The sequence below is a fragment of the Kribbella sp. NPDC051587 genome, assembly GCF_044453945.1.
Lineage (GTDB): Bacteria > Actinomycetota > Actinomycetes > Propionibacteriales > Kribbellaceae > Kribbella.
On record NZ_JBITDE010000004.1, the window covers coordinates 253,348 to 270,412 of the forward strand.

Sequence of the window (17,065 nt, forward strand, 5' to 3'; positions counted from 1 at the left end):
GTCAGCCGAGCGGCAGGTCCAGTACGACGTTCGGCACCGTCGTGCTGTTGGACGTGCGGATGCTCCCGATCTCGGCCGCGGTCAGCGCCCGCTTGTAGATCCGGACCTCATCCATCGAGCCGTCGAAGTGATGCGCGCCGTCGATCCGCTGCCCGACGAACATCTTGAACGGCCGACCGGGACTGACCGAGCCAGCGGGCGAGGCAACGGACGCGACCTGCGTACCATCGACCCAGATCGCCAGCGTCCCAGCCCTCCGTTGCAACGCGACATGATGCCAGGCGTTGTCGTTGTAAGCCTTGCTCGTAGCAACAACCGCCGTATTCCCACCCGTGGTGATCAACCCACGAATCCGCCCATCGGCAGGTTCGGCGCGCAGCCAGAACTGCGAGAACTCGTTGATGTTGTAACCCCAGAAGATTGCCTGCGGCCCCGTACTGGCGCCGTACTTGATCCACGCCATCGCGGTGAAGTCGCCGGCCCCGACCGCCAGCGATTCGGCGAACGGCAACTGGATCGCGTCGTCGACCCCATCGAGGTCGCGCGCCTGACCGAACTTGCCCGCGACCGACGTCGTACCGCCGCGCAGGTAGCTGTTGTTGCCGAGCCCGGACACGTCCGGAGTCGTCGCGCCGAGCGGCGCATCCGGGTGGCCGATGTCGTTCTCGGTGAACCGCGCGAACCGGATCTGATCCCGCGCGTCGACCGGCCCACCTTCGTACAGCAACCCGATCTCACCGGTGTCGAGGATCGCCATGTCCGAGTACCCGGACCAATCGCTGGTGATTCGGGTGCCCTGGGCAACGGTCTGCCAGGTGTTCCCCTCGTCGAAGCTGGAGCGGATCGTCAGGTAGCGACGGCGTTCCGGGTCAGCCGGCCCGGCGAACAGGATCCGGTTGTACTTGTCACCCTGATCAACCGCCCGCAACCGCTGCACCGAGGTCTGCACGGTCGGCGTCGTCAGTCCGTCCACGGTCTTGTACGGCGCGGCGTAGGTCTCGCCACCATCGTTGCTGACCGCGGTCATCCGGCTCGCACCTGGCCCTCCAGCGTTGTTCCGCGCCATCGCGAGAATCCCGCCGTTGACCTTCTCCACCACACTGATCTCCTGCGGAACCTGACCATCCGTCCGCAGATCGGTCGCACCCTTGTGCCACGTCTCGCCCTTGTCGTCGCTGTAGACGAGCTGACCGGCGTCCTTCCCGTCGACGTCGTAGTTGGTCCCGGCAACCATCCGGCCGGCATGCGCACCACGCGTCAACTGGATGCCGTGCATCGGCCCGGTCGCGTACCAGCCCCAGGCGGGGTCGTCGATCTGGCTGCCGATGTTCTTGGCCGTGCTCCACGTCGCGCCGTCGTCATCACTGAATTGCACGTACGGCGTCCGCGGGTAACTCGACGTACCGGGGTCCATCGTGGTCAGCAGTACGATCCGGCCGGTCTCCTGGTCGACGATCGGTACCGGGTTGCCACGGGTCACGGGGGCGTTCGGATCGGTGTCGCTCCCCGCCAGCACGGTCTTCGCCGCCGACCACGTCCGGCCGTCGTCGTCCGACCGCTTCAGCACCAGATCGATCTCCTGCGAGTCGTCGCACCACGTTCGCCGGGCCTCCGCGAACGCGAGCAGTGCTCCCGTCTTCGTCTTGACTATGGCGGGGATGCGATAGCAGCCGTAACCGGCGTCCCCCTTGTTGAACAGCACGGTCTGCGTGATCGCAGCAGGCTGGTTGTCGGCCTGCGCCGGGACTGCGAACGCTGGTACCAACAGCGTCGCGGCCAACAGCAGGGAAAGTCGTTTGGGCATGGGCGGATGCCTCCACATGAATTGAAAGTAAACAACCTCAATGGCTGTTCTCGCAGTAATTTAGCTCCTTTCCGCACCGCAAACCAGAGCACATCAGACGTCCTATGTCTTCAGGAGTCCTCATGGACCTGCTAGCCGAACTCCGCCACCGCAAGATCCTCGCGATCATCCGCGCCGACTCCCCCGAACGCGCCCTCGCCTGTGTCGACACCCTGGTCGCGGCCGGCATCACCGCCCTGGAGATCTCGCTCACCACCCCCGGTGCCGTCGAGGCCATCGCCCAGGCCCGCTCCGACCACGACTCCAGCATCCTGATCGGCGCCGGCACCGTCCTCACCCCAGCCCAGGCCGACCAGGTAGCCGCCGCCGGTGCCACCTTCGTCGTCACCCCCGCCATCACCCAAGGCGCCCACCGAGCCGTCACACTCGGCCTCCCGCTGCTCTGCGGAGCTCTGACGCCCACCGAGGTAGTAGCCGCTCTCGACCTCGGCGCCACCGCCATCAAAATTTTCCCCGCTAAGGTCCACGGACCCTCCTACCTTCGCGAGCTGGCCGCGCCTCTCCCCCACGCCCCGTTGGTCGCCGTAGGCGGTGTCGACGCCAAGTCTGCGCCCGAATACCTGGCCGCCGGCGCTCTCGCCGTCGGCGTCGGTTCCCCTCTCCTCGGCGACGCGGGAGGCGGTGGATCCCTCGCGGATCTCGCCGACCGCGCCAAAGCCTTCCTCACCGTCTGATCCCGGAGCCTGCGATGACCGACCTGCTCACCATCGGCGAGACGATGGTTTCCTTGCGTACGCCGCGCGCCATGCGCCTCGGAGGCGACGCGCATCTGTCCATCGCGGGCTCCGAGACCAACGTCGCGATCGGACTGGCCCGTCTCGGTCATACGGCGACCTGGTTAGGTGCTGTTGGCAACGATGAGCCGGGCCGGCTGATCCAGCGCACACTCCGGGCCGAAGCCGTGGACACCGACTGGATCCGCTTCTCCGACACGGACTTCACCGGCTTCATCGCGTTCGACCAGCCGTCGCATGACATCACCCGCGTGAGCTACCACCGGCGCGGCTCGGCCGGTTCGACCCTCACCGCGGCCGAGTGCATGAAGGCCTTGGACGCGGTCCAACCACGACTGCTCCACGTCACCGGCATCACCCCGGCTCTGTCCGAGATCACGCGCGGCGCGACACTGGCCGTCGTACAGGCTGCTGCGGCGAACGGCGTACAGGTCTCTCTGGACGTGAACTACCGTGCACGCCTTTGGTCGCGCGAGGAAGCAGCCGCCGCGCTCCGCGAGCTACTCCCCCACGTCCACACCGTCTTTGCCTCAGACGACGAGTTGGACATCCTCACCACCGCGGACGACCCCGTCGCCGACCTCCTGCAGACCGCCACCGAGGTAGTCGTCACCGCCGGCAGCAAAGGCGCCTGGTCGCACACCACCACGGGTACCCGCCACAGCCCGGCCCTCCCCGTCACCGTCGTCGACAGCATCGGCGCCGGCGACGCCTTCGTCTCCGGCTACCTCTCCGCCACCCTCGACAACCTGCCGCCCGCAGACCGCCTCACCCGAGCCACCACCTCAGGTGCCTTCTGCGTCACCGCCCTCGGCGACTGGGAGTCCCTCCCCACCCGCCAAGACCTCACCCTCCTCACCCACGCCCAAGGCACCGCCCTCCGCTAGCTACGCCGAGCCCAGGTGTGGCGGTAGCGCACCAGCCCCGTCAGCAACCACAGCGCCACGATCAGTCCTGGCAGATCAGCGATCACGTGGACGATCAGCGCTCCCGTGCCGAAGCCTGCATGCGCCTCGGGCCGCAGTGGTACCCAGACCGCGCCGAGCCCGGTCACGCCGTACAGGAGCACCGCCGGCCAGAACGGCCAGTTGCGCCCGCGATAGGCGCCGTACGCGATCAGCAGGTAGAGCACCACCTCAACGGCCACGATCACGAGCCCCTGCCGATACCCGTGCCCCTCCAACCGCCGCTGGATCTCCCCCGCACTCAACCCGTGCCGCCGCATCGCACCCTCATTCCGGTGCGGATTCTCCAGCCACACAGCCAACACCACAGTCAGCAGCGACACCCACACCCCGTACGCCGTCACCGTGATCCGCTGCGGCCGAGTCCACGTCGAGTCCTCCACACCTCGAGCGTGTCAGCAGGACCCACGCCACCGTGCGGGATGGACACTTCCTGCCAACGTCACAGCGCCTCCACGAACGCCGCCACCGTTGCGGGCGAGGGCGGGAGCACCTGTGTCATCAGGACCGCGCCGATCCCACCCTTGGAGTACCAGAGCGTTCCCAGTCCTCCGCCCCACCCATACCGGTCTCCAACGACCTGTACGCCGTAGCCCCAGCCGCCGCCGTCGAGGAAGATCTGCGCCGACGGCCCAGAGCGCTGCTCCGCAGTCAGCTGGTCCGTCACCATCGCCGCCGCCAGGTCCGGTCGCACCAGCTCCCCGTTCATCAACGCAGCCACAAACGTCAGGTAGTCGCCGGCCGTCGACACCAATCCGCCACCAGCATGCGGAAACACCGGCGGTACCAACCACTCACTGGTGGCCGCGTCATCAAAGACATCGGTTCCCACAAAGCTCCGCGCCAGCCGCCCGCGAGCATGCTCTGGTACGACGAAGCCGGTGTCGCCCATCCCCAACGGATCAAGGAGCTCCCGCCGGAACAGCTCCGGCAAGTCCACTCCACTGGCCCGAGCCAACAGCACCCCCAGTACGGCGTACGCGAGCTCGTACCTCCAGACCTGCCCGGGCTGATCCATCAACGGCAACTCACCGAACCGTGCGATCCACCGATCCGGATCCAGCGCCACCGACGAGGGCCGTGGCGGCCCGAACCCCAACTCCCCCGCCAACTCGGCCACCGGACACGACTCCACCTCAAAGGCGAACCCGAACCCGAGTCGCATCGTCAACAGGTCCTCAACCGTCGCCGCCCGCTCCACCGGCACCGTGTCATCCACCGGCCCGTCCAGCCGCCGTACAACCCGCTGCCCCGCCAGCTCCGGCAACCACCGCTCGACCGGATCCTGCAACCCCAGTACGCCGGACTCGACCAGCCGCAACGCAATCACCGCAGCCAGCGGCTTGGTCATCGAACTGACCCGAAACACCGAGTCGTTGCCGACGGCACCCGCAGACCCCACCCAGTGCTCGCGCCCGTCCGTCATACCGACAACCGCACCCGGCACCTCACCGTCAGCGACCAGTCGATCCGCCAATGCCTGCAGCTTCTCCATGCTTCAGTATGGCGGGCAGCTCACCAGCGTCGGAGATGCAGGCGATGTAACCGTCGGGCCGAATCAGCACGAGCGTGTGCTCGCCCGCGCCGTATGCATCGGCGAGATGACCTCCAGAGTCGACAACATCGCCAGGCTCAACCGGCGCGGCGACGACCTGCAGGGTCCTGATGCCAGCCACCTCCAGCCGGTGCGCACCGAAGTTCAGCAGCGTGAACTGACCACCGCCGGTCAGGTCGAAGAAACGCCGTACGCCATCCACGGTCTTCAGCTCGGTCGCGTCAGGTGCGCGGTCTCCGGCGCGTAGCCGGGCGGTTTCATCGCGGTCGTCCCACACCAAGGCGGTGCCGCGGTAGTTGAGGTTGAGCTGCTTGGTGTCGCTGTCGCTGCGGATCGGAACACCCTTGTCTGCAAGGGTTTGCGCCAGCCGCGCGTTCGACAACGCCAGTACGCCGGCCGCTATCGGCCGCCGCTCGTCCTCATAGCTGTCGAGTGGCACGCCCATCGCGAGCTTCCACCCCAGGTTGTACGCATCCTGGATGCCGGTGTTCATCCCTTGCCCGCCAGCCGGTGAGTGGATGTGCGCCGCATCTCCCGCAAGGAACACCCGCCCCTCGCGGTACCGCTCGACCAGCCGGATGTTCGCCCGCCACAACGTGGCCCACACCGGCTCATGTAGTCGGATGTCAGTCCGACCGGTACGGCGTTCCAGCGTCGCCTGCAGGTTGGTGAGCTCCAGACTGGGATCCTGCCCCGGCCCGATGCTCGCTTGGTACTGGAAGAGATCGGTCGAGGGCAGCGGGCACAGCATGACCATCCCCTCTTCATGCCGCCACATCTGCCACGCATCCCGGTCCAGCCCGTCGACCGCGACATCGGCAACGATCATCCGGACGTCGTCCAACGTCTCACCGACGAACGCGATCCCGGCCTGCTTCCGGACCACGCTGTGCCCGCCATCGCACCCGACCAACCACTTCGCCTCGATGGTCTCCGCTCCACCATCCGTGACGACGATCGCCGAGACGCCGTCATCCGACTGCTCGAACCCACTGAGCGCCGTACCGAACTCGACTGCGCCGCCGAGCTCTGACAGTCGCCGTCGTAGGGCCTCCTCGACTCGCCATTCCGGCGTGATCAGGCCCAACTGGTACGGCAGATCGGGCCGCGCCTCGACCGGCTCACCACCACTCTCCACGACCTGCCCGTCGGACCTGGTCGAACGGATCGGCATCCCCACCCGCCCGTGGGCGAGCACCCGATCGACGATGCCGAGATCCTCGAACACCTCCAGCGTGCGCGGCTGGATCCCCTTCCCCCGCGACCCGGGCTGCGGCCCGGCCGCAGCCTCGATCAGCCGGAACGGCACGCCACCACGGGCCAGCACGCACGCCAGCGTGAGGCCCGTCGGCCCGGCGCCGACAATCAGAACCTCGGTCATCCCGATCACCCCTCTAGACAGTCATTCCTTTCTACGCCTACTTGCCAAGAAAGGCAAACCTTTCTACGGTGAGAGAGTGACACCACCTCGCCGGTACGGCGCCGAGCTCGAAACCGCTCTCCTCAAGGCCGCGTGGGACGAGCTGATCGAGACCGGGTACTCGCGCCTGACGATGGAGTCGGTCGCCGTCCGCGGCCGCACGAGCGAACCCGTGCTCTACCGCCGCTGGGCCAACAAGGACGAACTCGTGCTCGCCGCCTTCGAACGCCATCGCAAGGACAACCCGATCGAGGTCCCCGACACCGGCGCCTTACGCACCGACCTGCTCGCCTACCTGGCATCCGCAAGCCAGGCCCTGGCCGGCTTCTTCGCGATCGCCACCGCCGCGACCTTCTCCGGCTTCCTGGTCGGCCGCGGCCTCACCCCCGCCCAGGTCCGCACCAAGGTCATGGACCCCGAGGCACTCGTCCGGTCCCGCGTCATCTACCAACGCGCCCACGACCGTGGCGAACTCGACCTCGATCGCCTGACTGACGCCGTACTGGATCTCCCCTCCCAGCTGATCCGCCACGACCTCCTCATGCACCTGGAGCCCCCGAGCCCGGACCGCATCCGCACGATCGTCGACGAGATCTTCCTGCCGCTCGCTACACCGGCTCCGCCAGCAAAGCCGAGCCGGCGCGGTCGTAGTACGTGATCGTCAACGCCTGCGTGTCGAACGTCCACTTCTCGACCCCGGCCGCGGCGAACGCCCGCGACATCTCGACGTAGCCGGCCGACTCCTCCTCGACCCGCTTGAGCTCGGCCAGGAACGCGTCCTTGTCACTGCTCGCCGCCACCTCGAACACCTCATGCGCCGGGCTCGTCGACACCTCATGTCCGTCTGCCCCGAAGTACGTCGTATGCCCGTCGGTCACATACGAGTCGCTCGCGACGACCCCGATCTCGCGGAGCGCCTCCAAGAACGCACCCAAAGTCGAGGCCTTCCCCAACCGCTCATGGATCTCATCAACCTGCTCCAAGGTGAACATTGCCCCAGTCTCCTACGACACGCCGCTCAGCCAGGACCGCGGCGTACCGGGGCCAGCAGAGTAGGTGGATGCGCAGCTCACGGCGGGGCTTTCTGGGGATGGCTGTGGTCGCAGCCGCAGGTTCACGAATGCTGACGGCATCGGCCGCGGCGGACAAGTACCCGTCGAACACAGCCTTGTACGCCGACCCCGCACTGGCCGAAGGCGTCGACTACGCGCGACGCTTCCGCAGGCATGAGTGGTTCGACGACGACCTGACCCAGCGGTACGGCGTCCAGCGCACAGCGATCCTGGCGCCACACGGCGGCGGCATCGAGACCGGTACGTCGGAGCTCTGCCTGGCGATCGCGGGTTATCACCCCGCCGACCTCACACCGAGCAACCCGGTCCACGACTACTGGATGTTCGAGGGTCTCCGCAGCTCCAGCAACGGCGAGCTCCACGTCACGTCGACCAACTGTGACGACCATGTCGCCCGCGCGCTCGCTGCCGGCTCTCTCAACGCCATCGGCCTGCACGGCTGCACCACCACCCAGGCCGGTCTGGCCGACAACACTCAAGCGGTCCTGGTCGGCGGCCGCAACAACGCCTTCAAGTCGCGGCTGCTCACCAGGCTGAACGCCGCCGGGATCCGCGCGATCGACGCCGCCTCGATCCCGGACCTCAACGGCGACGAGCCCACCAACCTCGCCAACCGCACCCTGCTCGGCGCGGGCGCTCAACTCGAGCTGACCACCCCGCTGCGGGTAGCGATGTTCGGCACCAACACCCGCGCCGACCGCAAGAACACCACCAAGCCGGTCTTCTGGGCCTTCACCAACGCCACCCGCGCCGCGATCGCCGACGTCGAAGCGACCGAACCGATCAGCTGACGGGCAGCTCGAAGAGCAATTCCAGCCCGTCCTCGTCGTCCCACTCTTCACCTACGTGCACAAACCCGTACTTGGCCACAGTCGCCAACGACGCCACGTTGCTCGGACTGATCGAAGCCCGCACCACCTGTACGCCGGCCTCCCCCGCCGCTCGTTCGAGCATGGCGCCGAGCATCGCTGTCGCATAACCCCGTCGCTGGTACGCCGGATCAACCGTGTACCCGACCTCCACCATGCCGCGCTCATCCGGCGGCCCGTGGAACCCGGCGTACCCAACCACCACGCCCTCTGGCTCCGCCACCACCGCCCGCGCGATCCAGGCAGCGGCCTCAGGCTCGTCGACGAGCTGTCTCAGCCGGTAGCTCCACAACCACTTCGCGCGATCACCAACGAACAACTCGCCGAGCTCGACTCCCGTGAGGTCCTTGGCCGTCCCAAGATCACCTGCCGCCAGCGCCCTCATCACCGCCGGCGGCAGCTCCACGAATCGGATCAAGAGATCAAGGTCCCCTGGGCCTGGATCTCGGCCTCGGGGTCAACCGGCAGCACGATCTTGAACCAGGTCTCGCCGGGCTTGGAGTCGACGCGGAGGTCGCCGTGGTGTTTCTTCACGACGATGCGCCAGGAGATGTCGAGGCCGAGGCCGGTGCCTTCACCGATGGGCTTGGTGGTGAAGAAGGGCTCGAAGATCCGGGTGCGGATGTCGGCCGGGATCCCCGGGCCGGTGTCGCCGATCTCGACGACGACGTACTGGCCGTCGCGCCGGGTGCGGATGGTGAGGGTGCCGGAGCCGTTCATCGCCTGGACCGCGTTGTCGATGATGTTCGTCCAGACCTGGTTGAGCTCCGCGGCGTACGCCGGGATCTGCGGCAGCTCGGGGTCGAACTCCTTCACGACGGTCAGGCCGTCGAGCTTGCCGGACATCATCACGAGTGTCGACTTCAGCAGTTCGCGCAGATCGACGACCTGGTACGGCGCTCGGTCGATCTGCGAGTACTGCTTGGCGGCGCCGACCAGCGTGGAGATCCGGGTCACCGAGTCGTCGATCTCGTTCATCAGCGACTCGGTGTCGATCGTGTACATCAGCCAGCGGACAGCACCTTCGAGATACTCGTCGCCGACGGCTGCGCGCACGCCCTCCATCCAGTCGGCGTCGAGGCCGACCGCGGCGAGCACCGGCGCGACGTCCCAGCTGTCGCGGACGCCGTGATCGTCGAGCCAGTCGGACAGCTCGTCCTCGGCGTCGCTCTGCTCCATGACGGACATGTCGCGCGCCTTGGCGACGCGCTCGACCGCATCCTCCTGGATGGCGACGATCTTGTGCAGCTTGGTCGCGTCGAGAGTCCCGTCGGCGAGCATCGCCAGCTTGTGCCGCATGCCGGCCACGCGCTGCCGCAGGGTCGCCGCAGCCCGGACCGCCGCAGCCGCAGGGTTGTTGAGCTCATGCGTCAGACCGGCCGACAGCGAGCCGAGCGCCAGCAACCGCTCACGCTGACCGATGGTCTCGTTGCTGCGCCGGGAGCCCATCACGAAGCCCTCGATGAGGTGGACCGCCATCGGGAACCAGGTGTTCATCATCGTCGCCATCGTGCGGGCGTCGATCACGAAGAAGTCCGACGGCTCCAACACGTACATGGAAGCGTTGTACGTGTTGCTCTCGTCGTCACCGAAGAACGCACCGAAGGCACCGGAGTAGACGCCGCGCTGGGAGCTGCGGTTGGTCTCCACCTCCTCGCCCTGCAGCAGCTTGCACATGCGGAGGGTCCCGGAGAGCAGCATGTAGCAGCAGGTCGCCTCCGCGCCCTCCTGGAAGACCCGCCCCTCCTCGACGTGGATGACGTAGCCCTCGCGCGCGATCCAGTCGAGCTGCTCGTCGTTCAGTGCCTCGAACAGGAACAGCGTGCGCAGCTCGTCCCGGGTCATCCGGTGGAGCTCACCGGTCTCGGTTTCAGGCACAGTCATCAGAGCATCTCCAGGTATCGGTGCACCAAGGTCACGGCCATCGCACCGTCACCGACCGCCGAGGCGACCCGCTTGACGGACTCCGCCCGCACGTCCCCGGCCGCGAAGACGCCAGGCATGCTCGTCTCCAGGTGGTAGGGGTCGCGGTCCAGGGCCCAGCCCGGTGGCCGTCCCCGCAGGTCCGGTCCGGTCAGCACGAAGCCGCGCTCGTCGCGCAGCAGGTCGCCGGGCAACCAGTCCGTCCGTGGGGCCGCTCCGATGAACACGAACATCCACTCCGTGTCCACCTCCCGGCTCTCCCCGGAGGTGCTGTTGACCAGCGTCACGCGCTCCAAGTGTTCCGAACCCTTGCAGGAGACCACCTGCGTGCAGGTGTGCACCTCGATGTTGTCGATGCCGGCGATCTGATCGATCAGGTACGACGACATGGTCGCCTCGAGTGAGGGACCTCTTACCAGCATATGCACGCGTGACGCGTGTTTCGAGAAATAGACCGCAGCCTGACCGGCGGAGTTCGCTCCGCCGATGATGTAGACCTCCTGGCCGGCACAGCTGGGGCCCTCGGTGGTGGCGGCGCCGTAGTAGATGCCGCGGCCGTTCAGGTCGCCCATCCCGGGCGCATCGAGCTGCCGGTAGGCCACACCAGTCGCCAGAATGACGGAGTGGGCAGAGATCTCGCTGCCGTCGGAGAACTTGAGCCGGCGGGCCGACCCGATGGTCTCCAGCCCCACCACCTGCCGGGCCGTCAGTAGCTCGGCACCGAACCGGACTGCCTGCCGTCGGGCCCGGTCAGTGAGCTGAGCACCGGACACCCCGTCCGGGAAGCCCAGGTAGTTCTCGATCCGGCTCGACTGACCAGCCTGACCACCTGTGGCGACCTGCTCGACCAGAACGGTCCGCAGGCCCTCGCTGGCGCCGTACACGGCCGCACCGAGTCCAGCAGGGCCGCCACCGACCACTACGAGGTCATAGAACTCAGCTGCCGGGTTGGTGGCCAGACCGACCTTGTCGGCCAGCTCTGACTCGCTCGGCGCGACCAGCACCTCCCCGTCCGGCGTGATGATCACCGGCAGGGTGGAACCGTCCACGCCGGCTGCTTCGAGCAGCCGCTTGCTCTCCTCGTCGTCCACACCCAGCCACTGATACGGCACCGCGTTGCGGGCCAGGAAGTCGCGGGCCGCGAAGGAAGGAGCCGACCAGCGGTGACCGATCACCCGGGTCTCGTCGGACGACACCGCCGGTGTCGACTTCCAGAGCTCGAGCATCGAGTCGACCACCGGGTAGAGCTTCTCCTCCGGTGGGTTCCACGGTTTGAGCAGGTAGTGGTCGAGGTCGACCACGTTGATCGCCTGGATCGCGGCGTCCGTGTCGGCGTAGGCCGTCAGCAGGACGCGGCGGGCGAGGGGATAAAGGTCCATCGCGGCCTCGAGGAACTCGATGCCGGACATCTGGGGCATCCGGTAGTCGGCCAGCAGGAGCGCCACCGGCTCGCCCCGGAGCTTGAGCTCCTTCAGGGCGTCCAGGGCCTGGGCCGGGGTCTCTGCCCGGACGATGCGGTTTTCCTCGGCATACCGCCGGCGGAGGTCGCGGGCGATGGACCGGGAAACGCCCGGGTCGTCGTCCACGGTGAGGATCACCGGGCGGGAAGTCGACGCTGTCATGCCTCATTGATACCAGCGAAAACCCACAAATGAGCAGCAGTTGTCCACAGGCCCCGGTTCGGTCCGCGGGGGCGGGGCGCGGACCGAACGACGGGGCCGGGCTCACGGCTCCCGTTAGGGCAGGGCCGCAAGGTACGGGGCGTGGCTGTTCCGGAACTCCCAGTTGTAGTACTTGTCCCAGTTGATCGACCACGTCATCAGTCCACGGAACGCCGGTGAGGCGCCGCCCCGCAGGGTGTAGCCACCGCAGTTCTGTCCCTTCACCAGGCAGTCGAGAGCCTGCTGTACGGCGGCCGGTGCGGTGTACCCGTTGCCGGCACTGGTCGCGGCAGGTGTGCCGAACCCGAGCTGGTCCTCCCGCAGACCGGGGAAGGTCTGCCCGGTGTTCGCCACCGGAAAGCCCGCCTTCAACATGTCGGTCATCGCGATGTGGAAGTCCGCACCGCCCATGGTGTGGTACTGGTTGTCCAGCCCCGTCACCGGACCGGAGTTGTAGTCCTGGACGTGCAGGACGGTGAGAGAGTCCCGCAGTGCGTGGATCACCGGCAGGTAGGACCCGCGCCGGGCGTCACCACCGTTCGTGCCCGGACCGTAGAACTGGTAGCCGATCTGCACGAAGAACGTCTCCGGTGCCATCGTCAGCACGAACTTCGACCCGTACTTCGCCTTGAGCGACTTGAGTGCGGAGATCAGGTTCACCACGACCGGAGTGGTCGGGTTACGGAAGTCGGTGTCGCTGGGGTCCAGGTAGAGCGAGTGGCCCTCGAAGTCGACGTCCAGCCCGTCCAGACCCCAGCGGTCGATGATCGCGCTCACCGAGTTCACGAACGTGTCCCGGGCGCCGGCGGTGGTCAGCTGGACCAGTCCGTTCTGGCCGCCGATCGAGAGCAGCACCTTCTTGCCTGCGGCCTGTTTGGCCTTGATCGCGGCCAGGAAGTCCGCATCGCTCTCGACATTCGGGCACTCGCTCACCGGGCAGCGGTTGAACCGGATGTCCCCGGAGGTGGCCGAGGTCGGCTCCCCGAAAGAGAGGTTGATGATGTTCCACTCACTCGGTACGTCGGCCATCCGCAGATACCCGGAGCCGTTGGCGAAACTCGCATGCAGGTAACCGATCAACGCATGCTTCGGCAGTCCGGTGTTAGTACAGCCACTGGTCGTGGCGGACGCCGTACCGGACTTGGTCGACTCCCCCACACTGTTGTATGCGGCAACTGTGTAGCTGTGACTAGTGCACGCTGCCAGTCCGCTGACGGTCGCCGTCGTACCAGTCACCGTCTGTACGACGCTCGCGCCCTCGTAGACCCGGTACCCGGTGACCGTGCCGGTGGCTGCGCCCCAACTCAGTCCGATCGCGCTGCTCGTCGTACTGGTCACACTCGGCGTCCCTGGCGCACCTGGTGCCCCTGGGTTGGACGGACCGCCAGGCCCGTCCAGGTTGATGTCATCAGCCTGGTACGCCGGTTGTCCGTACCAACCGTGGACGTAGATCTGGGCGGACGTCTGGCTCGCCGTGGTCGTGAACGAGACGCTCAGCTGCGTGTAGCTCGCGGCCGAGGGCGTCCAGGTAGAGGAGCCGCCGGTGACGCCCAGGTAGACATAAGAGCCGCGCACCCAGCCAGACAGCGTGTACGCCGTATTGGGCAGCACTGTGACTGTCTGGCTGCACTGGGCGAAGTCACCGCTCGACACTGCACCGTTGAGCGCGAAGCCTCCGGAGCGCACCGGACTGCTGACGACTGATCCGCCCGAGCAGGTCCAGCCGCTCAGCGAGCCGGTCTCGAAGCCTGGATTGGTCAGGATGTTCGCCGCCTGCGCCGTCTGGGCTCCGCCGACGACCACCAGCAGTAATCCGACGAGGACAGTCAGGAACCGTGAACGCCAGGAACGCATGGTGGACCTCCCGGGGGCGGTTGGGGTGCATTTAGTAGAGAGGCTTTATAACTCCGGGGTCAATGCGTTGGCCTGTCGGATTGCCGACCTGTCCGATAACCGCCAGGTCAGGGCGGTCGCGGCAGACTCAGGGCCCACAGCTGAGACACGGCCAGAACCGGCCACAGCGCGAGCACAAACCGTCCGCCCCGGGCGCCGGCAACCACACCGCGGCGCTCGGCACCGGGGCAACAGCAGCGCTCGGGTCAATGGCAGCACTCGGAGCAGTCTCGGCTCGGGGCACCGGAGCCGGCTCGGACCACCAGTGCAGCAAGGTGCGCCCGTCCGTGGCGTGCACGGCGAGGAGCGCTTCGATGCGATCCCAGCTGGAGGTGCTCGCCCAAGGCCCACGCCAGCGCAGCGCAACGGAGCCGTCGGACCACTCCACCCCCTCGGCCAGCGTGCCGGTCCCCCGCAGCCCGGACGCGTCGGCATGACGCACCAGCCGAAAGAGCCGAGCCTGCCGCCGCATCGTGTTCATGCCAACAAGCTTTGCCCACCTGCGACCTGCCCCACCAGGTGTGAGCAGTGGGCTCCCCGAACAGCCCACACCCCACACCCCACACCCCACAGCAGCCCACACGTCTACCGGCCCAACACCACCAGTTTTGTCGGAGAGGCCTTGTAGCGTTCACGCCACGCACCGCAACCACCAGGCGTACCAGCGAGCGGGCCGGAGGGCCCGCAGCACGAACGGGGGCGATCCTGTGACCGAGGCCCGGACCGAAACCACATCCACCGCATCAGCTACAGCTACTACATCCGGCAGGCCGGCGTTCGGCCCGCAGTTGCGACAGTGCAGGCAGGCGGCCGGCTTGAGCCTGCGCCAACTCGCCGGCCGCGTCGGCTTCGACCACAGCTACCTGTCCCAGGTGGAGCGCGGCCAGCGCCCGGGATCGGCCGACCTGGCGCGCCGCTGCGACGGCGAGCTCGGCACCGGCGACCGGCTGGCCGAGATCTATCGCCGGACCCATCCCAAGCCCCGACCCGCCGCACCCGCGATTCAGCTGGATCCGTTGACCGCAGTCTGGCAACAACTGGCGGCCTCCTGGCCCGAGGCGGCTGACTTCCCGGAGGCAGATTGGGCGGAGTGGCTCGGCGGTCTGCAGTGTCTCCCCGCAACGCAGCGGTTGCCCGAGCTGGTGCGTGAGTTGAATGCGCTGCAGACCGGGCGCCAGGCAGCGAATGAGGCCCGGCAGACAGAGCTCAGTCTCTCGATCGCGGAGACTCTCACCGCCTGCGGGCGCTCCGGCGAGGCCAGGCGCTGGTGGTGGGCCGCCCGGCAGTTGGCCGAAGCACTCGGCGAGCCCGGTCTGCGCAGTCTCGTTCACAGTCGCGAGGCGACCAGTGGGCTTGCTGAGGGGCGCACGCTGCCGCAGCTTCTGATGCTGGCCGACGACGCGGTGACATTGGCCGAGCAAAAACCACTCCGTGCAGACTGGATGCTCAGGGCCCGCTCGGCGCGGGCACGAGTCCTCGCCGAGCTCGATCGTGTCGTCGAGGCTCACGTGCTGCTGCCACAGGTGCTCGGCCACGCCAACGAGTTGCCTACGGCAAGCACCGGCGGTGGCTGGACGCCGTACGAGGTGCTTGCAGTGGAAGGGAGCGTCTGCGCGAGCCTCGGCTACTGGACGGCCGGCTGTCTGATGTTCGCGCGCGCACTGGAGCTCTGCCCCAGCGAGAGGTTGGAGCAGCGGGCCCTGCTGGAGCTGGCGATGGCCGAGTGCTTCACCGGCAGTGGCCAGGGAGGGGCGGCGCTGGCGACCGCCATGCGGGTGCTGATCGAGCTGCCGGACGAGTGGCACACGACGTACGTGTATGCCGCTGCCGAGCGCGTGCTGACCAGCACTCGCAAGCGTGAGCCACGGCTGGCCGGCCTGCACGACCTCGAGCTGCTGACGGCTCGGCGCGCGTGGACCGGCCGCACTGTGGGCAGCGAGTCGTCGTGGGGCCGCGGTCGGGAGTAGCGTGCCGGGGGTGACTGCAGAAACGACGGCGAATGACGTGTGGGACTTTGCAGTGGAGCTGCGGAGTGATCCGGCCAGTGCCGAGGCACGGGAGGCCATTCTGGCCAACCCGACCTTCGGTCTGAAGTTCACCGACCACATGGTGGTGGCGAACTGGACGCTCGACCGCGGCTGGCACGACCAGAAGGTGACGGCGTACGCACCCCTTCGGGTGAGCCCGGCCGCCGCCGTACTGCATTACTCACAAGAGATTTTCGAGGGCCTGAAGGCCTACCGGCATGCAGATGGATCGGTGTGGGCGTTCCGGCCGGACCGTAACGCCGCCCGGTTCACTGCGAGCGCTCAGCGGCTCGCACTGCCGCAGGTGCCTGAGGACGCGTTCGTCGCGGCACTCCGGGCACTGGTGACCGTGGACGAGGTGTGGGTGCCGTCGTCCACCGACGGTGAGACCAGCCTGTACCTGCGGCCGTACATGATCGCCACCGAGGCCGCACTGAGTGTGCGGCCCGCCCACGAGGTGCTGTTCGGCGTCATCGCGTCACCCGCCGGCCCGTACTTCGACACCGGCCCCCGGCCCGTCTCGATCTGGCTGACCACCTCCACCGTGCGCGCGACGCCCGGCGGGACCGGGGCGGCCAAGTGCGGCAGCAACTATGCCGCCAGCCTCGTCGGCCTGGCGGAGGCCGTCGCGAACGGCTGTGAGCAGGTCGCCTTCGTCGAGGCCATCGAGCGCAAGTGGCTCGAAGAGATCGGCAGCATGAACATGTTCTTCGTGTACGCCGACGGCCGCATCGTCACCCCGGAGCTGTCCGGCTCGATCCTCGCCGGGGTCACCCGCGCCTCGGTTCTCGACCTGGCAGCCGACCTCGGGCACGAGGTGGAGGAGCGCCGGATCTCCGCCGACGAGTGGAAGGACGGCGTCCGGACCGGCGAGATCACCGAGGTCTTCGCCTCCGGGACAGCCGCCGTCATCACCCCGATCGGCCGCCTGGCCTGGCCCGACGGCGACCTGACCATCAGCGAGGAGACCGGCCCGGTCACCGCCAAGATCCGCGCCGCGCTGCTCGACGTCCAGTACGGCCGGGTGCCCGACACGCGCGGTTGGCTGACGCGGCTAGCGTAGTACCTGCCGTTTGTCTGT

General features: G+C 67.6%; 16 protein-coding genes. 6 read left to right on the top strand and 10 right to left on the bottom strand.

The features are described 5' to 3' along the window. Position 1: 1 nt before the first annotated feature. On the bottom strand, positions 2-1,804 hold the full coding sequence (locus ACIA49_RS16850) for an exo-alpha-sialidase (protein ID WP_396378073.1): 1,803 nt from the start codon (positions 1,802-1,804) through the stop codon (positions 2-4). A 122-nt stretch (positions 1,805-1,926) separates the two neighbouring features. Between ACIA49_RS16850 and ACIA49_RS16855 the strand changes: the two genes are divergently transcribed. Together ACIA49_RS16855 and ACIA49_RS16860 are read left to right on the top strand one after the other, a co-directional pair. Then, positions 1,927-2,538, top strand: a complete 612-nt coding sequence (locus ACIA49_RS16855; protein ID WP_396378074.1) for a bifunctional 4-hydroxy-2-oxoglutarate aldolase/2-dehydro-3-deoxy-phosphogluconate aldolase — start codon at positions 1,927-1,929, stop codon at positions 2,536-2,538. Positions 2,539-2,552: 14 nt separating this feature from the next. Next, positions 2,553-3,485, top strand: coding sequence for a sugar kinase (locus ACIA49_RS16860; RefSeq protein WP_396378075.1), 933 nt, complete (start codon positions 2,553-2,555; stop codon positions 3,483-3,485). Here the strand turns inward: ACIA49_RS16860 and ACIA49_RS16865 are convergent. From ACIA49_RS16865 to ACIA49_RS16875, 3 genes are read right to left on the bottom strand one after another with little or no spacing between them, the layout of a single operon-like run. Then, a complete protein-coding gene (locus ACIA49_RS16865; RefSeq protein WP_396378076.1) occupies positions 3,482-3,946 on the bottom strand; it encodes a hypothetical protein in 465 nt (154 codons plus the stop codon). The two genes, ACIA49_RS16860 and ACIA49_RS16865, sit on opposite strands and share 4 nt — an antisense overlap. A 59-nt stretch (positions 3,947-4,005) precedes the next feature. Further along, positions 4,006-5,058, bottom strand: coding sequence for a serine hydrolase domain-containing protein (locus ACIA49_RS16870; RefSeq protein ID WP_396378077.1), 1,053 nt, complete (start codon positions 5,056-5,058; stop codon positions 4,006-4,008). Then, positions 5,018-6,499, bottom strand: coding sequence for an FAD-dependent oxidoreductase (locus ACIA49_RS16875; protein WP_396378078.1), 1,482 nt, complete (start codon positions 6,497-6,499; stop codon positions 5,018-5,020). Before ACIA49_RS16875 ends, ACIA49_RS16870 begins: the two co-directional genes overlap by 41 nt. Positions 6,500-6,575: 76 nt before the next feature. On the opposite strand from ACIA49_RS16875, the gene ACIA49_RS16880 reads away from it, so the two are divergent. After that, complete coding sequence (locus ACIA49_RS16880; RefSeq protein WP_396378079.1) at positions 6,576-7,196, top strand: TetR/AcrR family transcriptional regulator; 621 nt, start codon at positions 6,576-6,578, stop codon at positions 7,194-7,196. Here the strand turns inward: ACIA49_RS16880 and ACIA49_RS16885 are convergent. Continuing rightward, positions 7,147-7,530 carry a DUF1398 family protein gene (locus ACIA49_RS16885; protein ID WP_396378080.1) on the bottom strand — a complete coding sequence of 128 codons (384 nt, stop codon included), beginning with the start codon at positions 7,528-7,530 and terminating at the stop codon, positions 7,147-7,149. The two genes, ACIA49_RS16880 and ACIA49_RS16885, sit on opposite strands and share 50 nt — an antisense overlap. A gap of 128 nt (positions 7,531-7,658) precedes the next feature. Here ACIA49_RS16885 and ACIA49_RS16890 point away from each other — a divergent pair, with 128 nt between their 5' ends. Beyond that, positions 7,659-8,402 (top strand): poly-gamma-glutamate hydrolase family protein, encoded by a 744-nt coding sequence (locus tag ACIA49_RS16890; protein ID WP_396378081.1) that lies wholly within the window; start codon positions 7,659-7,661, stop codon positions 8,400-8,402. Here ACIA49_RS16890 and ACIA49_RS16895 read toward each other — a convergent pair. From ACIA49_RS16895 to ACIA49_RS16915, 5 genes are all read right to left on the bottom strand, one after another. Further along, complete coding sequence (locus tag ACIA49_RS16895; RefSeq protein ID WP_396378082.1) at positions 8,395-8,898, bottom strand: GNAT family N-acetyltransferase; 504 nt, start codon at positions 8,896-8,898, stop codon at positions 8,395-8,397. The genes ACIA49_RS16890 and ACIA49_RS16895 overlap by 8 nt on opposite strands. Further along, the gene (locus tag ACIA49_RS16900) at positions 8,895-10,364 is read right to left on the bottom strand and encodes an ATP-binding protein (RefSeq protein WP_396378083.1); all 1,470 of its coding nucleotides are present in this window, start codon (positions 10,362-10,364) and stop codon (positions 8,895-8,897) included. Before ACIA49_RS16900 ends, ACIA49_RS16895 begins: the two co-directional genes overlap by 4 nt. Beyond that, a complete protein-coding gene (locus tag ACIA49_RS16905; RefSeq protein WP_396378084.1) occupies positions 10,364-12,025 on the bottom strand; it encodes an FAD-dependent oxidoreductase in 1,662 nt (553 codons plus the stop codon). The genes ACIA49_RS16900 and ACIA49_RS16905 overlap by 1 nt, the downstream gene beginning before the upstream one ends. Before the next feature lie 114 nt (positions 12,026-12,139). Beyond that, entirely contained in the window at positions 12,140-13,918 is a 1,779-nt protein-coding gene (locus ACIA49_RS16910) for a chitinase (RefSeq protein ID WP_396378085.1), read from the bottom strand. Between the two features lie 127 nt (positions 13,919-14,045). Continuing rightward, entirely contained in the window at positions 14,046-14,438 is a 393-nt protein-coding gene (locus tag ACIA49_RS16915; protein ID WP_396378086.1) for a hypothetical protein, read from the bottom strand. Here ACIA49_RS16915 and ACIA49_RS16920 point away from each other — a divergent pair. Together ACIA49_RS16920 and ACIA49_RS16925 are read left to right on the top strand one after the other, a co-directional pair. After that, positions 14,437-15,924, top strand: a complete 1,488-nt coding sequence (locus tag ACIA49_RS16920) for a multiprotein-bridging factor 1 family protein (RefSeq protein WP_396378087.1) — start codon at positions 14,437-14,439, stop codon at positions 15,922-15,924. The genes ACIA49_RS16915 and ACIA49_RS16920 overlap by 2 nt on opposite strands. Before the next feature lies 1 nt (position 15,925). Then, positions 15,926-17,047, top strand: a complete 1,122-nt coding sequence (locus ACIA49_RS16925; protein ID WP_396378088.1) for a branched-chain amino acid aminotransferase — start codon at positions 15,926-15,928, stop codon at positions 17,045-17,047. Positions 17,048-17,065 lie beyond the last annotated feature (18 nt).

Bases quoted from the DNA above. Each gene is read 5' to 3' on its own strand.
- ACIA49_RS16850 (WP_396378073.1), bottom strand. From the start codon at position 1,804: ATGCCCAAACGACTTTCCCTGCTGTTGGCCGCGACGCTGTTGGTACCA.
- ACIA49_RS16855 (WP_396378074.1), top strand. From the start codon at position 1,927: ATGGACCTGCTAGCCGAACTCCGCCACCGCAAGATCCTCGCGATCATC.
- ACIA49_RS16860 (WP_396378075.1), top strand. From the start codon at position 2,553: ATGACCGACCTGCTCACCATCGGCGAGACGATGGTTTCCTTGCGTACG.
- ACIA49_RS16870 (WP_396378077.1), bottom strand. From the start codon at position 5,058: ATGGAGAAGCTGCAGGCATTGGCGGATCGACTGGTCGCTGACGGTGAG.
- ACIA49_RS16875 (WP_396378078.1), bottom strand. From the start codon at position 6,499: ATGACCGAGGTTCTGATTGTCGGCGCCGGGCCGACGGGCCTCACGCTG.
- ACIA49_RS16885 (WP_396378080.1), bottom strand. From the start codon at position 7,530: ATGTTCACCTTGGAGCAGGTTGATGAGATCCATGAGCGGTTGGGGAAG.
- ACIA49_RS16890 (WP_396378081.1), top strand. From the start codon at position 7,659: ATGCTGACGGCATCGGCCGCGGCGGACAAGTACCCGTCGAACACAGCC.
- ACIA49_RS16900 (WP_396378083.1), bottom strand. From the start codon at position 10,364: ATGACTGTGCCTGAAACCGAGACCGGTGAGCTCCACCGGATGACCCGG.
- ACIA49_RS16905 (WP_396378084.1), bottom strand. From the start codon at position 12,025: ATGACAGCGTCGACTTCCCGCCCGGTGATCCTCACCGTGGACGACGAC.
- ACIA49_RS16910 (WP_396378085.1), bottom strand. From the start codon at position 13,918: ATGCGTTCCTGGCGTTCACGGTTCCTGACTGTCCTCGTCGGATTACTG.
- ACIA49_RS16920 (WP_396378087.1), top strand. From the start codon at position 14,437: ATGCCAACAAGCTTTGCCCACCTGCGACCTGCCCCACCAGGTGTGAGC.
- ACIA49_RS16915 (WP_396378086.1), bottom strand. From the start codon at position 14,438: ATGAACACGATGCGGCGGCAGGCTCGGCTCTTTCGGCTGGTGCGTCAT.